The sequence below is a fragment of the Borreliella kurtenbachii genome (assembly GCF_030437945.2).
GTDB classification, from domain to species: domain Bacteria; phylum Spirochaetota; class Spirochaetia; order Borreliales; family Borreliaceae; genus Borreliella; species Borreliella carolinensis.
In genome coordinates, this window is sequence record NZ_CP124058.1 from 67,304 (window position 1) to 83,916 (window position 16,613).

A 16,613-nucleotide genomic window follows, 5' to 3' on the forward strand; every position below is an offset into this window, starting at 1 on the left:
CTAATGCTAGACTTAGAAAAAGTAAAAACAATTTTTAAAAAATACAATAAATACGAGATAAACATTAACGAGATTCAAATACCTGAATATGCCCTAATACCCCTTGAAACAGAAAATTCAAAATCCATAATATACATAATTGAAAAACAAAAAATAGAAGAAAATCAAATTTTATCTAAAAACTCAAACATAGAGCTATACACATACTCTCCAATATCTGGAATAGTAGAGAAAATATACACAGCCAACTTTCCAGATGGAAAAAAATTAAAATCAGCATTAATCAAATTTCAAGGAAAAATAAAAACTGAAAAAACACCAATTGAAGAAGGGACCTCAAGAGAAAAAACCCTGGAAAAATTAATTCAACTGGGAATTCCTTGGTTTAACGAAAATTCTTTATTTCAATTCATAAACAAATGTAAAAAAATAGACAAAATGATTTTATTAACAAATGGGAAAGATATATTTACAAATATTTCAGAAGCACTGATGGCAGAAAAATTAGAAGAAATTTTTTCAGGATTCCAAATAATCGACAAAATATTTAAATTCAAAGAAATAATAATAATATCAAATAAAGACAAACTTAAAAAAGAATTCGAAAAATTGAGTATTTTTAAAAACAGAAAAATAAAAATCAAATCTTTAGAAAATGCATATCCTTATACAAATCACAAAATGATAATGCACTTTTTATACAACAATAAAAATACAAAAGATGATATAAACCCCCACAATAATATTTTATTAGCAAATATTGAAGATCTATACAATGCAAACCTTGTCATAAAAAATAACAACCCTTATAAAGAAAAATTTGTAGCTATAAATGGAAATAAAAAAATAAAAAGCAGAATACTGAAAGTAAAAATTGGGACTTCTTTCAGTCAAATAATAAATGAAAAAATTGATACAAAAAAATATGAAATTTTTTTAAACAACCCAGCAAATAAAATAAGAATCAATACATTAAACATACCGATAACAAGAGATATTTATAGCCTCACCATATTAAAGAAAAAGTCAATATATGACAAAATTAAAGCATTTTTTATGTCCAGTTTTTCGCCATTGCAAATGGAAAATATTATTTTTTCATTCTTAAAGAATGAAAAAATGAATAATAACAGCAAATTAAAAATATTTAATTACACAGAAAAAGAAGTAGAAGAAGAAATACATAAGGTTCAAAAAGAAATTAAAGGCAAAATTCTAAATGAAAGTCTAATAAATGAGGTAGTATACACTGAAAACAATTTAAAAGACATATACTTTGCTATTATACTATCACTATCACCTAGCCTGATATTTTCTTTCCTAAATAACACAAAATTCATGACAGACACTTTACTGTTAATATTTATTAGTGTAGCAGTCTATGTACCTATAATGCTAAAAATTAATTATAAATGCTTATCTTTTTTTGTTTATGCCGCCTTAATGATGAGCATTATATTACCTTTGGATTTGGAAATTACACTAAAAATAACCTCCTTATTATTTACTTTTTTAGTATTCTTTTACTTTTTCAGACTATCAACATTTTTAGCAAACCCTATATTAATTTCTTTTATGTTTTTTGTATTAAATTTTCCAGTAAGTTTTAAGCAAACCTATCAAGAGGAAATTAAAAACTCAAATTCAATAATTCCAACCTGGAATGAAATAATTGAAAAAAATCCAAACACAAAAAATTTAAAAAGTTTAAATACCTTAACAAGATATGAAAACAAAAAAATAGATGCAATTGAAAACTTTGTAAATCAAAACATTTTTTCTGTTTTTAATATAATTGTCACAAGATTTCATATTGAAAGTCTTTTGGGAGTTAACAATGAAAAAAAAATATCTCCTATCTTGCTTTATTTTGGACTTTTATTAATAGTTGGCAAATATATAATAAACAAATTAATACCATTATCATTTTATATAAGTCTGATGGCAATCTCATACACAGCACATAATATAGGAATGCTAAGTCACATCAGCTCCGATATGCTAACACTGCTTATTTCTCCAATCCCAATGCTGTTAATATTTACAATGGCAACAGAATTGCAAATAACACCACACTTTAAATTTGAGCAAATACTCTACGGATCAATATTGGCATTTATATATTTTTTTACATTAAGTTATATTCCTTTTGAAACCTTGTCAATCATAATATCTATTTTTATCTTACAAATAAGCTCAAACTTAATAAAAAAGTATAGTTTAACCTTAAAAATTAAAAAAATAATGCATATTTTGAAAACAAATAAAGAAAAAACACTCAAAAATCCTCTTGAGAATGAAAAGGATATAATAAAATTATGACCAATAATTTAATTGCATGCTTGATTATTAACAACTTAACTTTAATACACTTTGTTGGATTTGAAGATATAAAAATAAAAAACAATGTAGCCCTAATAAAAAGATACGTCATAATAACAATTACTTCTTTATTAATATATTCAATATCGTTTTATCTCTATAAACTGTTTATAAAGAATAATTTACTGTTCTTAATGCCAATTTTTTATGTAATTTTAATTTACGTGTTGATATTATCATTTAAGGCATTAAATGATATATTTATTGTTTATAACAAAAAATCAAATTACTCAAACGATTTCATGCTTTCAAATAGCAGCTTAATTGCAATAACATTCTTTGCACTTGATAAGAATAACGGATTTTTTGAAGGATTAGAAATACTTATCCTATCTGCACTTGGCATACTAATCGCTTTAATATCAATAACGTCGGTAAAAAAAAACTTTGATAAAAATCCTAAAATCAATATATTAGAAAACGAACCAATATATTTTTTTATAATGTTTATTTTATCTTTAATTCCAAATATAATTATATTAATATACAATCAATAATAGCGAGAAATAAAAATGAAAGAAAAAATAAATACATTGTTTAAACAGGCTAAAGACATTTGGAGGAAGCTTTGACAAAAATGAAATTCAGGCTAAAATAGAAAAATATGAAAAAGAAATAAACCAAAAAAATTTTTGGAATGATCCTAAAAGAGCTCAAGAGGTAATTAAGGCTCAAAGTATTTTGAAAAACAAAATTGATCCGTGGGAAGAGCTGATAAATAAAATAAAAGACTTAAGCGATTTGTGTGAAATTGTTGAAAATGAAAAAGATACTAACAGCCTGGAAATCGAATTTAATGCACTTGAAAAACAATACAAAGATTTACTCACAATTTCTTACTTTAAGGAAGAGCTTGACGCAAACAACGCTTTTTTAACTATTCATTCTGGAGCTGGGGGCACTGAAGCATGTGACTGGGTTGCAATGCTTTACAGAATGTATTCAAGATACGCTGAGAGAAAAAAATACAAAACAGAACTTATTGATTTACTTGAAGCAGAAGGTGGAATTAAATCTGTTACAATAGAAATCAAAGGAGAGTATGCTTATGGGCTATTAAAAAGTGAAGTCGGAATACATCGTCTTATAAGAATTTCTCCTTTTGATGCTGCTAAAAAAAGACACACCTCTTTTGCATCCGTATTTGTCGACCCTGTTATTGATGACAAAATAGAAATAATAATCAAACCAGAAGACATAAGAATCGATACATACAGAGCATCAGGAGCCGGAGGACAACACGTCAACAAAACATCTTCTGCTGTAAGAATAACTCACATTGAAACAGGAATAGTAACTCAATCTCAAAGCGATAGGAGCCAACACAAAAACAAAGACTTGGCAATGAAAGTTTTAAAATCAAAACTTTACGAATACTATAAGAGAAAAGAAGATGAAAAAAATAAATCCAAGCAAGACACAAAAAAAGAAATTTCTTGGGGCAATCAAATAAGATCTTACGTATTTCAACCTTACAATTTGGTAAAAGATCACAGAACAAAATTTGAAAATTCAAACACCACTTCAGTTATGGACGGCAATATAGACAATTTCATAGAAGAGTATCTAAAATGGAAAAGCTTAAACTAGAACTAGTAATACCATTGCTAGTCTTTGCAATATGTAAAATACATTCCCAAAGCAATATTGAATACAACTTTTCCTATATCATTAATACAAAAAAAGAAAATATTGATCTTAAAAAAGGAATTGAAAAACAATTGGACAAAATTTATGATAAAATAACAGAGCATATAGTAAACAATGATGACAAGAACATCATTAAAGATATTTACATAAACCAAGATATAATAAAAACAGAACTTGAAATTAGCAAATTAAAAAAAGAAATGGATAAAAAAAAACTTCAAAACATAATAACCGCAAAAGAAAAGCATAACACCAAAACCAAAATTGATGATCTTAAAAAAGATATTCATAATATTAATAGTAAACAAAAAAATTTTGAAGAATATTTTAACAATTTAAACAAACTAAAAGTAAAACATAAAAAAATCGAAGAACAAATAAACATATCAAATTTAAATAAAGAATTTTTTATAAGAGAAAAATTATTTTTTATTAACTATATTGATCTGAAAAAAATAGAAAATTATTATTTACTAGAAATTAGCAACATCACTCCTGAGAAAATTGATACTAAAAAAGCGGTATTTAAAACATCATCTTCTGTTAATGATATTGCAGATCAAATAACAAAACATAGCTTTAAAGAAATATTGGGTAGAGAATTTTTAAAAATCAACATTAACGTAAAAAATAACCCAGATGCAAAAATCTATATAAATGAAAAATTTGTTTCAAAAGGAATCTATTACGATAATATTTTTGACATTTCTAAACTCCCAAACAAAGAAATTGAAATACAAATCACAAGTACAAATTTCGAAAACTACTCTATTAAAAGAATGGTAAAAAATGCAGATTCAATAATATTAAATATTGACTTAAAAAGAACAATCTCTAAAAAAGTATCAATTACGAGCAATGTACAATCTAAAGTTTTTAAAAAAGGCATATTTATGGGTGAAACTCCAATTGAAATTGAAAAACCAGAAAATCAAGATATCATTTTGCTTAAATCTAAAGGGTATAAAGATAAATTCAAGTTAATAAATAAAGAAGAAGATAAAGTAGAAATAGAAATGATAAAAACTAACAAAAATAGACTTATCGACACAAGAGATAAATTTTATGTTAATCTAGCTGTTTTTACACTAAGCACAATAGGAGCCATTTTCGCAGGAACATTACTTAACAATTCAGAGAAACTTTACACAATAACAGGCAATCACTTTATTAACAAAAGATTAACAGCAGAAGATGTTTATATGGCAAAAGCAGAACAAATGACTGCAACATTTCTATTTGGAGCAGGCATCACTTTAACTATTGGAAGCTTTATCTCATTAATAACTCATTTAGTAGAATATATTAAAGAAGCAAATATGGGAGAATAGACTTAATAATCTGCAATAAAATAGGAGAACAAACTTTTGGGCATTTTAGAAAAAATAAAAAATTTATTTAAAAACAAACAACAAGAAAATGTTATTGAAAATTTAGAAGACATTTTATTAGAGTCAGACATTAATAATGAAATTGTAATAGAAATAATAAATAAATTAACAAAAGAAAAAAATAAAACTGAAAAAATCATTATTGAAAAACTAAAAGAACTTTTGAGTAATTATATTAATACAAAAAAATTTACTCTAGAAAATAACAAACTAAACATTTTGTTAATAGTCGGTATAAATGGAATTGGAAAAACATCAAGCATAGCAAAGCTTGCAAATAAATTAAAAAATGAAGGCAAAAATATTTTAATATCAGCCGCCGATACATTCAGAGCAGCTGCAATTGAACAAATAAAAATTTATGGAGAACAAATCGGGATCAGAGTGATATCTCAAAACCAAGGAAGCGATCCATCAGCTGTAATATTCGACAGCATCTCAAGCGCCAAGCTTAAAAATTACGATGCGTTAATTATTGACACAGCTGGAAGATTGCAAAATAAAGAAAATTTAATAAAAGAGCTTCAAAAAATAAACAATGTAATATTAAAGCAAATAAAAAACACTAACATCAATTACCAAAAAATACTTGTAATAGATTCTACTATAGGGAAAAATGCAAATAGCCAAGCAGAAATTTTTAATAAAGCAATAGAAATAGACGGAATAATAATCACGAAACTTGATTCATCTTCAAGAGCAGGCACAATAATAAATATTTCCAAAATTCTTGGGAAACCCATATACTTTGCTACATTTGGAGAAAAACTAAAAGATATTAAAGAATTTGATATCAATGAATATCTTAATAAATTGCTATGAAAAAAAACCAATTAATGCTTCTTCTATTTATACCACAAATTATTTATGCAAAAAGCTATTTTGCATCTGATGCGTTTTTCAATAAATACCAAAAATTAAACGAAAAACCAAAAACAGGGTTTTACATTGAGTATTATTCTATTGATGATACTGAGAAGCTCTACTTATACAAAGAAAATAACTTAATAAAATACAAAACAATTCAAATCACAGAAACTACAAAAAAAATTGCATACTATGATACAAAAGATACAAAAAAAAAAGAAGAGGTTTACGACAATTTAAATAACAAAATACAAGAAATTGAATATGACAACAAAGGAAAAATTCTTGAAACAGCAAATTACTTTTATGAAAACGGAAACTTAATATCTAAAAATTTAAAAACAATACACCAAAACCCAAAATTAATATATTATTCTAAAGATGAAAATGGCAAATTACTAAAAATAACGGGATCAAATTTTCAAATTTGGAACTATGGAATTAATGGGGACATAAAATCTACATACTTTGACATTAAAAAAGCAACAACAAAAGTGATAAAATATGATGACAAAAAAAGAAATTCAAACAGTACAATAATTGTTAATAATAAAATAAAATCCAAAGAAAAAAACCAATATCTAGATGAAGGAGAAATGGTAAATACCTTTGAAGAAGAGAATACAAAAATCATATCTACCTACAAGGCAAACAATCTGATTAAAGAAGAAACATATAAAAATAACGAGCTTATAAAAATAAATGATTTTCAATACAACGAATCTGATATGATAATTTTTCAAAACACTAAAGAAAAGGACAAAGACCAATACACCAATACTAAAATTGAATACGAATATAACAAAGACAATCAATTAAAAAGCAAAAAAATTTATGAGAACGATATAATTTATCTAAAAACCGAATACCACAATGATAATGAATATGAAGAAGAAATATACTACAATAAAAAACCTGCTCTTAGGGTAAAACATAAGAACGGCAAAGTTACCGAAGAAAAACCAGTAGGAACAAATTAAATGGGTATAAGAAATTTTTTGCTTAAAAAATTAATACTAGAAGAAAAAAACAGCCTAGCCCTTACAATTGTAGTAATATTAAGCATTGCCTTAGGTGAAATAATAATTATCCTAACGATATCAATCATGAATGGTTTTCAAAACGATTTTTTTCTCAGCATTACAAATGTAGAAAGTGGAAACTTAAAAATAGAGAATGAGCTTACTCAAGAAGAAATCAAAGAAATTAAAAAGATTGGAGGAATAAAACATATAAATAAAATATACGAAACACAAGGCATTGGAATTCAAAATTATTATTATCCAACTATTTTAAATATCATTGCCGTTGATATTAAAGATCTCAAACAAGACCAAAATTTTATTTCATTTACAGGGCTTAAAAAAGATGACTTAGATCTTAAAGACAATGAAATCATCATTGGAAATGTACTTTCCCATAATTTCAACTTATTCGAAAATGACTTGCTAGAATTAATAATAACCGATGAAATAAAAACACTTATATCACTAGAAAATGATATAAAAAGCTTTAAAATAAAATCGATTTTTAAAAGTAATTATGCAAAAATAAATGAAACTTTAATTTTTATGAATATAGACTATTTCATTAAAAATAAAATTTTACATAATTCTAGCATTAATTACCAAGTAAAAACAAAAAATTTAAATCCAAGCAACAAATTAATTGAAAAGATCAGGGCTATTAATCCAAAAATTAAAGCAAAAACCTGGAATGAATACAATAAAGAATTCTATAAAATATTGAAAATAGAACGAAATACAATGCTAATTATTTTAGCAAGCATTTTCATTATTATTGCCGTTAATGCATATTATCTTCAAAAAAGAATAATAATAAACAAAAATAAAGCTATTTTAATACTATTAGCCATGGGACTTAGAATAAAAAAAATAAAGCAAATTTTTTTTATTCACTCAATAATAATCTGCACTGTAGGGGGATTTCTTGGCTTAGTGTTTGGGATTTGCATTTCCTTAAATATAAATGAAATTTTAAAAATAATTGACAATCTGGTAAACACTTTAATAAATTTTTTAAATCAAATCTTGGCTTTAAAAATAGATGGCATTAAAATACAAATAGTAAAAAATATAATTACTCCTAAATTATTTTTAAGCGATTTGGCATTTACTTTCTGCTTTGCATGCTTTTCTACAATGTATTCAAGCTTGAAGGCAACAAAAAAAATTGGAAGTCAAAAAAACATTGAAACTATTAATGGGTAGTAAAATGGACAATATATTAATTATAAAAAATCTTTGCAAAGCATATAAAAAAAATAAAACAAAAATTCAAGTAATAGAAAATTTAAACTTAACCGTAAAAAAAGGTGAATTTATTTCAATTCAAGGGAAAAGTGGCTGTGGAAAATCAACTCTTTTTAACATGATTTCAGGAATTGACAAAATAGATTCTGGAGAAATAATATCGTGTGGAATATCTTTAAAAAATGCAAATGAAAAAACACTAAGTTTGTACAAAAACAGACAAATAGGTTTGGTATTCCAAAATTATAATTTAATAAATGAATTTAGTGTAATTGAAAATATAATCTTACCCCAAATTATCTCAGGCCAAGAAACAAAAGAAACAATAAATAAAAAAGCTTTCGATCTCATGAAAATATTAAAAATAGAAAACAGGGCAAATCATTATCCTTCAGAGCTCTCAGGAGGCGAATCACAAAGAGTTGCTATTGCTAGAGCGCTAATCAATGAACCGAATATAATATTGTGCGATGAACCTACGGGAAATTTAGACTTAAACACAGCTAAAACTGTAGAAAATCTACTTATCAATACAGCAAAAAATTTTAAAAAAACACTAATACTAGTTAGTCACAACCCGCAATTTGCAAACAAAGCAGATTCAAAATACGAATTCAAAGACAGGACATTAAAAAAATTATGATACTAAAGCTACCAGAAATTATAAAAATTGCGTATTTAATTTTTAAAAATTCAACAAATAAAATAGCTTTAATAGGTTCTGGAATATCATTAAGTTTAGTAATGATTCCATTAATTATCGTCTACTATATGTCTAGCAACATCATGACTTCTACTATTAATAAATATATTGAAAGTGAAGGATTTTCAATGCAAATAGAATACAACGATACAAATAGAACTTATTATCTAAAAGAAAGATTAAGCTCTCTTAAAAAAAAATATAATTACAAGGATTTGAATTATTTTTTTGAAAAAAGAACTTATGGAATTATTGGAAACAATAAAAAACAAGGTGTATTAATAAGAGCAATAGAAAATAAATTCATATTGGAAAACAAATCAATAAAATTAATAAAAGGTACTAAAAATTTAAAAAAGGATTCTATACTCATTTCAAATCAAATAAAAAATAAACTTAATTTAAATCTTAATGAAAAGATTGATATTTTGATTCCAAACACAAAAAACAACAAAATAATGCCCAGAATAAAAAAATTTAATATCTCAGGAATAATTGAAACCGGATTAAAAGATATCGATAATAATTTGGTGTTGATTTCTTTTGAAAACGAAAATTTAATGTCAAAAAAATTTTCAAAAAGCATACTTGGACTTAAAACACATTCCAATTCCATAAAAAACAATGAAATCTTAAAACAGAATTTAGAAACCGAATTTCAAGAATTCCAAATAAAAACATTCTATGAACTTTACTCAAATAAATACAATAATCTAGATATAAGTAAAAAACTTTTAATATTCATTATGGCTTTGATTATAATATTTGCAAGCATCAATATATCTTCATCCCTTTCAATGCTTATTTTTGAAAATAAAAAGAAAATTGCAATACTAAAATCAATTGGAATGAATAATTTAAACATAAAAATAATATTTCTTTTGATATCGCTAACATTAAGCACCACCTTTTGTGGAATTGGAATAATAATTGGAAATTATTTAACACTTAAAATATCTTATTTAATAAACTTTGTTGATAATGTTTTAAATTTTTTTTTAAAAATATTTGGAGAAGAAAATTCTGAAATACTAAACTCAGAATATTACGTATCTGAATTTCAAATACATTTAAGCCTAAGCTTTAGCTTAACACTTCTTGGCCTTTATATGTTAATAAACATTTTGACTACACTAATTCCGCTTAACATTGTCTCAAATTTAAAAGAAAAAGAAATCTTAAGATAGTTTTAAAGCTCTATTTAATCATCACATTATAAATTTTAATAGAAGAAAAATCCTTTTCAATTGTGGGATAAATCTCATTTGGGAAAATCGTACTAATTGTGAAACTCTGCTTGGATTTAGATTTTAAAAAAGAATTGGCAGAAGAGATTAATTTGCGTCGCAAAGACCTAATAATCCTACCTTCCTTATCAATATAACCAATTTCAATTTCCAAATTTTTAATAACATCTTTTGAAGAATTGAAAACTTCTATCACAGTATTTGCCTTACAAATCCCAAAAGACTTTTGAAAATAATTTCCAATATATTTAAATTTTAATACAAAAGAATCTGAATCAAGATTTACGCCAATTTTATCATCAACATTTTCAAAAAAATCAATGTCAATAATATCTAATACTATTTTTTTAGGATTAACATCGATAGCTCTTGGTATACTTGATATAACATCAATTGGAATATAAACATCTTTGCCCCATTTTGCAGAAAAATCACTTTCTTTAGAAAAAACCTGATTAAACACAGATTTACCAAGATCATCGTAAACTGTAACTCTGTAGGAAATCTTTTTAACAGGATGCGTTGTTGAGACAACCCCCGCTTTAAGCTGATACAAATGTGCATCTTCAAACACCAAAACTTTAGCATCCTCTATTTCTATGTAATAGAATTCTTTAGGGCTTGAAATAAGATTAACAGCTTCAACTACTAAATCCGTAGCCATAGTAATAGGGGGAAGACCTTGCGATGTGAAAGAAGGAGCAAATTTTTCTTTTAAAGCCATTTTACCATTCCCATTTATACCCATAAAACTCTGAAAAGATCTGTAAGTAATCAAAGAAATACAAAATATTAAAATAGAACTTATAGCTAATATTAACATTCTGTTCTTAGATTTCTTAAATTCATAATAGTCGATTAAATCTAAATCGCCTCTTATTCCAAATTCTTTTGCTTGTAAAGCTAAATGGATCATTTTTTTTTTAGATTCTTTAGTATTTACCTTATCAGCAATTTCTTTAAAAAGAAAAAAAAATAAACTAAACATTGATTTGTCGTGAAGAGAATAAAAATAGATAGATTCAAGCTCTCTAAAAGCAATATCTATCTTACCCATATCAACAAATCTTTTGGCTCTCCCATAAGATCTTCTAAAAAGGAGTCCTATATTTTCAATATCATTATCAGAAATATCTGATACTTCAATAATATTTTTAATGCTCTTTGTGCTTAAAATTTTGTTTTTATACTTCCTAAGTTTTGACAAATAAATCTTAATTCTATCTTCGGATGTTTTACTATTCATTATCTTCTAATTCATCAACTTTTTTCAAAAGCCAATAAGCAATATTTCTAGCAGTAGTTTTTGTAATAGAAATTCCTATAAAAGAATTGATTAATACTATTTTTCCCTCTTCTCCACTTTTAAGCTCTTTTGAAGCCTCTTCTAAAACACCTTCTTTGGTTTTTGTGTAAGCAATCTCTTCAGAAATCTCTGTGGACTCAAAAACAAGATCACAAAAAATCTCTCCTGTATTAGTTACATTCCCATAAATATTATTAACAGGAACTAATTTATAATCTTCAGCTTTTTCAAACCTATAAATTACTTCTTTCATATAAACGAGTATATCATAATCAAAAAACATAACCAATAAACAAAATTTATACAAAAGAATAAATTTCAATTTAAAAAAAATGATTATTAATTAATAATCATTTTAAACTTTTTTTGTGAAGCAAAAAATAATGATATAATAATTAAAGGCTAAAAATTAATACAAAGGAACTTATAAGGATTATGGATTTCAAACAAATAAAAAGCAATGTCGAAAAGGTTAAATTTTTAAGAAAAGATTTTCCTATTTTAAATAAAAAGTTTGACAATAAGCATATAATTTATTTTGACAATGCAGCAACTTCTCAAAAGCCCAAAAACGTAATTTATTCTAACGTTGAATATTATGAAAATTACAACGCAAATGTGCACAGAAGCGGGCACAAATTTGCAATTCAATCGAGCATAAAGATAGAAAAAACAAGAGAACTTGTAAAAAATTTCATTAATGCAGAATCTGCAAAAAATATAATATTCACCTCTGGAACTACTGACGGAATCAATACTATTGCAAGCTCATTTTTTTACTCAAAATACTTTAAAAAAAAAGATGAAATTATTCTTACAACTCTTGAACATAACAGTAATTTGCTTCCTTGGGTAAATCTTGCAAACTTGGCTAATTTAACAATTAAATTAGCCAAGTTCAATGAAATGGGCATTATTACCCCTGAAGAAATTGAAAAACTTATTACAGAAAAAACAAAGCTAATTAGTATTTCAGGAATAAATAATACCTTAGGAACCATTAATGATTTGGAATCTATTGGAAAAATCGCAAAAAAATACAATATATGTCTTTTTGTAGATGCTGCACAAATGGCACCCCATATAAAAATAGATGTTAAAAAAATTGGCTGTGATTTTTTGGTATTTTCTGGACATAAAATGCTTGCTCCAACAGGAATAGGAATTTTATACATTTCAAATAATATGGCTGAAAAACTTCATAGCTCAAAATTGGGGGGAAATACTGTAGAAGAAATATTTATAGAAAATGAAAAAATTAAATTCAAATCATCTAATGCTCCTAATAAATTTGAATCAGGAACCCCAAATATTGCAGGAATTGTCGGACTTGAAGAGGCAATAAAATATATCAATAATATTTCTATGGATTTTATTTTAGAGCATGATCAGCAGTTAATCGAATATGGGGTAAAAAAATTACAAGAACTTGATGAAGTTGAATTTATATTAAATACAAATCTTAAAAGAAATTCAATAATATCATTTACAGTAAAAAATATTCACTCACACGATATTGAAACCTATCTAGATACAATGGGAATAGCAACCAGAGCTGGAAAAACTTGTTCATATGTAGCATTTTTCCCAGAAAATTTAAATAAAAACCATCTTTTAAGAATTAGCTTTTATTTTTATAATACCCAAGAAGAAATTGATAATTTCATATTGGGATTAAAAAAGGTAATAAAAGAGCTTTCATAAAAATTTATAAAATAAAGATCTTAACAAAGTTAATCAAAAATTTGATTTTTGATTAACTTTAATTTTAGGATCATCTTTTATTATTGATTTAATAAATCAAAGAAAATAAAATTAAATTATGCTCACTGAAAAAACTAAAAAAGAATTAATAAGGCTTAGTAAAGTAAATAATTACGTAATAAAAGTAGAAACAAACCAGAATTTCAAGCATCAATCTAAATGTGGAGATCAAATTTTATTCCAAATAATAGAAACAAATAATGGACAATTTAATTTAAAACATCATGCATCTGGATGCATAGTTTTACTTGCAAGCGCCAACGCTTTAAATAAATTATGCAATAACAAACCAAAACTCGAAATCCTAAATTTCGTGCAAAAAGTGATAAACAATGATTTTGAAAATCTAGACGAAATTGACACAAGTTTAAGAATTTTTGACGTATTTACAAATACAAATAGAAAAGACTGTTTTTTACTGCCATACAAATCATTAAAAGATAGTTTAGAAAACTACAAGCCTTTAAGGAGAGCTATTAGATGAAAATCTATTCACACTCATCAATCGGATATGAAGGAGAGCTAATTGAGATTGAAATAGACATAAAAAAAGGAATTTCTGGAATTGATATTGTAGGACTTGCTGGGAGTGAAATTAAAGAATCAAGAGAAAGAGTAAAATCAGCTATCAAAAATTCAAATTTTAATTTCCCTAAAGATAGAATATTAATAAATCTTGCACCAGCCGGAATTAAAAAGCTTGGAACAGCTTTTGACCTTTCGATTGCTATTAGCATTATTAAAATCCAAGAAAGCAAAGATAATAAAAATTTAGAAATCTTAATATTGGGAGAATTACAATTAGATGGCAAAATAAGATCAATAAAAGCGGTTTTACCAGCAATTGCTCTTGCAAAAGAGAAGGAAATAAAATTTGCAATAGTTCCTTTTGAAAATTTAGAAGAAGCCCGCCTAATAGATGGCCTGAATATTTGGGGTGTTAAAGATTTAAAAGAAACTATAAAAATCATAGAAGAATTAAACGGCAATATACTTCCTCCAAGAACAAATACCAAACAATCAACAATTGAAGAAGATTCTATTTTAGATTATGACTTTAAGAATATAAAAGGACAACAAAGAGCAAAAAGAGCAATTGAAATAGCAATTGCCGGTGGACATAACATCATGTTATTTGGTCCACCTGGAAGCGGGAAAACACTTAGCATTAAATGCGCCCAATCTATTCTTCCTCCACTTACAAACAAAGAGCTTATAGAAACAAATAGAATATGGTCAATATCGGGGAAATTAATAGACAGAAAGATAATAAAACAAAGACCTTTTAGAAATCCTCACCATACTGCTAGTAAAGAGGGAATAATCGGAGGGGGCCCTAACCCTTTACCTGGAGAAGTGTCTCTTGCCCACAACGGAATATTATTTCTAGACGAAGCTTTGGAATTTAAAAAATCTATCTTACAATCTTTGCGCGAACCTATTGAAGACAAATCAATTTCAATCTCAAGGGCAAGTTCTAAATTATTCAAATACCCTGCCAATTTCCAACTAATACTTGCAATGAATCTTTGTCCTTGTGGAAATCTTGGCAAAAAAAATACAGACTGTTTTTGCTCACAACAAGAAATTTCAAATTATTGGAAAAAACTTGGAGCTGCAATGCTTGATAGAATTGATATTAGAGTTCCAACAAGAGCAATTAATAATGAAAAATTACTCAGCGAAACAAGCGAAAGTTCAAGCGAAATAAAAAAAAGAATAATAAAAGCAAGAAACATCCAAAATATAAGATACGAAAATTTTGCAAACATAAATAAAAATTCTGATCTTAATTCCGATCACATTGAAAAATTTTGCGAATTAAGTGCAATCTTGAAAAATGATTTAATTTACATTCTAAACAAGCTCAATATATCTTCAAGAGCAACACATTCAATACTAAAAATTGCAAGAACAATCTCTGATTTAAAGGAAGAAAAAAATATTTCAAGAGAAGCCTTACTTGAAGCAATTGAACACAGAAAAAACGGAGAAAATATGCTTGAAAAATGAAAACCCCAAATATTTTAGGGGTCTTATACTAAAATTCTATTTTATCAATATAGCTTTTAAGCTGATTAGCAGAACTGTTAAACCTCTCAAGCTCTTTAGGGCTTATCTTAAAGTTTAAAACTTCTTTGACCCCTTCTTTGCAAACTATAGCAGGTGCTCCAATATAAATATCTTTAACTAACCCCCCATACTGACCATCGATATAAGAAGATATTGGCAAAATAATATTCTGATCTCCAATTATTGCATTTACAATATTCTTAATACCAAGTCCAATAGCATAATAGGTTGCCCCCTTAAGCTTAATCACCTCATAAGCAGCATTCACAACCTTTTTATGAATTTCATCAAGCTCAGGCTCGGTTATTTTGCCCTCAGCAAGATATTCCGATAAAGGTTTCATTGCTATTTTTGTTTCATCCCAAGTAGCAAAAGAACTGTCGCCATGCTCACCCATAATATATGAATGTATATTTTGAGTATTTACATTAAAACGATCACTTAAAAAATATCTAAGTCTTGAAGTATCAAGAATAGTTCCAGTACCAATAACCCTATGAATAGGAAATTTGGAATATTTCATTGTAACATAAGTCATAATGTCTACAGGATTACTTGCAACTACAAAAATACCATCAAAACCACTAGATACAACATTAGTTACAATATCTTTAAAAATTTTAGAATTTTTATCAACCAAATCAAGTCTTGTTTCACCAGGTTTTTGATTAAGCCCCGCTGTAATTACAACAATATCTGCATTAGCACAATCTTTGTAAGTTCCAAACAATACATTAATATTCTTCTTTAAAAACATTTGGCCATGATTAAGGTCCATGACCTCACCTTTTGCTTTATTTTCATTAACATCAATAATCACAAGTTCATGTACAAGTGAATTATCTATTGTCAAAGCATAAGCAAAGCTTGAACCCACTCCACCAGCTCCAATAAGAACAACTTTATTAGACTTAAGCATAAATTACTCCATATAAATTAAAACTACATACAACTAAT

15 protein-coding genes are annotated in these 16,613 nt (G+C 26.2%); 12 read left to right on the top strand and 3 right to left on the bottom strand.

Annotated elements, in window-relative coordinates; all coding sequences use genetic code 11:
• The first annotated feature begins 3 nt into the window (after positions 1-3).
• From QIA22_RS00920 to QIA22_RS00960, 9 genes are all read left to right on the top strand, one after another.
• Complete coding sequence (locus tag QIA22_RS00920; protein ID WP_301611302.1) at positions 4-2,322, top strand: RnfABCDGE type electron transport complex subunit D; 2,319 nt, start codon at positions 4-6, stop codon at positions 2,320-2,322.
• The gene (locus QIA22_RS00925) at positions 2,319-2,879 is read left to right on the top strand and encodes a hypothetical protein (protein WP_301611303.1); all 561 of its coding nucleotides are present in this window, start codon (positions 2,319-2,321) and stop codon (positions 2,877-2,879) included. The genes QIA22_RS00920 and QIA22_RS00925 overlap by 4 nt, the downstream gene beginning before the upstream one ends.
• 15 nt (positions 2,880-2,894) lie before the next feature.
• A protein-coding gene (gene prfB, locus QIA22_RS00930) for a peptide chain release factor 2 (RefSeq protein WP_301611304.1) occupies positions 2,895-3,972 on the top strand; the annotation gives its coding sequence in 2 pieces (ribosomal slippage) (positions 2,895-2,951 and positions 2,953-3,972; 1,077 coding nt in all).
• Positions 3,954-5,363, top strand: a complete 1,410-nt coding sequence (locus tag QIA22_RS00935) for a hypothetical protein (RefSeq protein ID WP_301611305.1) — start codon at positions 3,954-3,956, stop codon at positions 5,361-5,363. The genes prfB and QIA22_RS00935 overlap by 19 nt, the downstream gene beginning before the upstream one ends.
• 36 nt (positions 5,364-5,399) lie before the next feature.
• Positions 5,400-6,245, top strand: coding sequence for a signal recognition particle-docking protein FtsY (ftsY, locus tag QIA22_RS00940; protein ID WP_301611306.1), 846 nt, complete (start codon positions 5,400-5,402; stop codon positions 6,243-6,245).
• Complete coding sequence (locus tag QIA22_RS00945; protein WP_301611307.1) at positions 6,242-7,270, top strand: hypothetical protein; 1,029 nt, start codon at positions 6,242-6,244, stop codon at positions 7,268-7,270. The genes ftsY and QIA22_RS00945 overlap by 4 nt, the downstream gene beginning before the upstream one ends.
• The gene (locus QIA22_RS00950) at positions 7,271-8,521 is read left to right on the top strand and encodes an ABC transporter permease (protein WP_301611308.1); all 1,251 of its coding nucleotides are present in this window, start codon (positions 7,271-7,273) and stop codon (positions 8,519-8,521) included.
• A gap of 4 nt (positions 8,522-8,525) precedes the next feature.
• Positions 8,526-9,206 (top strand): ABC transporter ATP-binding protein, encoded by a 681-nt coding sequence (locus QIA22_RS00955; RefSeq protein WP_301611309.1) that lies wholly within the window; start codon positions 8,526-8,528, stop codon positions 9,204-9,206.
• Entirely contained in the window at positions 9,203-10,453 is a 1,251-nt protein-coding gene (locus tag QIA22_RS00960; protein ID WP_301611310.1) for an ABC transporter permease, read from the top strand. Before QIA22_RS00955 ends, QIA22_RS00960 begins: the two co-directional genes overlap by 4 nt.
• A gap of 10 nt (positions 10,454-10,463) precedes the next feature.
• On the opposite strand, the gene QIA22_RS00965 is transcribed toward QIA22_RS00960, so the two are convergent.
• Together QIA22_RS00965 and QIA22_RS00970 are read right to left on the bottom strand one after the other, a co-directional pair.
• Positions 10,464-11,762 (bottom strand): hypothetical protein, encoded by a 1,299-nt coding sequence (locus QIA22_RS00965; protein WP_301612187.1) that lies wholly within the window; start codon positions 11,760-11,762, stop codon positions 10,464-10,466.
• Complete coding sequence (locus QIA22_RS00970) at positions 11,752-12,072, bottom strand: hypothetical protein (protein ID WP_184107592.1); 321 nt, start codon at positions 12,070-12,072, stop codon at positions 11,752-11,754. The genes QIA22_RS00965 and QIA22_RS00970 overlap by 11 nt, the downstream gene beginning before the upstream one ends.
• A gap of 182 nt (positions 12,073-12,254) precedes the next feature.
• On the opposite strand from QIA22_RS00970, the gene QIA22_RS00975 reads away from it, so the two are divergent.
• The 3 genes from QIA22_RS00975 to QIA22_RS00985 all read left to right on the top strand — a co-directional run bounded on the left by QIA22_RS00975 (position 12,255) and on the right by QIA22_RS00985 (position 15,596).
• Positions 12,255-13,523, top strand: a complete 1,269-nt coding sequence (locus QIA22_RS00975; RefSeq protein WP_301611311.1) for a cysteine desulfurase — start codon at positions 12,255-12,257, stop codon at positions 13,521-13,523.
• Positions 13,524-13,641: 118 nt separating this feature from the next.
• The gene (locus QIA22_RS00980; protein WP_301611312.1) at positions 13,642-14,067 is read left to right on the top strand and encodes an iron-sulfur cluster assembly scaffold protein; all 426 of its coding nucleotides are present in this window, start codon (positions 13,642-13,644) and stop codon (positions 14,065-14,067) included.
• Positions 14,064-15,596: a YifB family Mg chelatase-like AAA ATPase gene (locus tag QIA22_RS00985; RefSeq protein ID WP_301611313.1), complete on the top strand. Its 1,533-nt coding sequence runs from the start codon at positions 14,064-14,066 to the stop codon at positions 15,594-15,596. Before QIA22_RS00980 ends, QIA22_RS00985 begins: the two co-directional genes overlap by 4 nt.
• Positions 15,597-15,624: 28 nt before the next feature.
• Here QIA22_RS00985 and QIA22_RS00990 read toward each other — a convergent pair whose 3' ends face one another.
• On the bottom strand, positions 15,625-16,575 hold the full coding sequence (locus QIA22_RS00990) for an L-lactate dehydrogenase (RefSeq protein ID WP_301611314.1): 951 nt from the start codon (positions 16,573-16,575) through the stop codon (positions 15,625-15,627).
• Positions 16,576-16,613 lie beyond the last annotated feature (38 nt).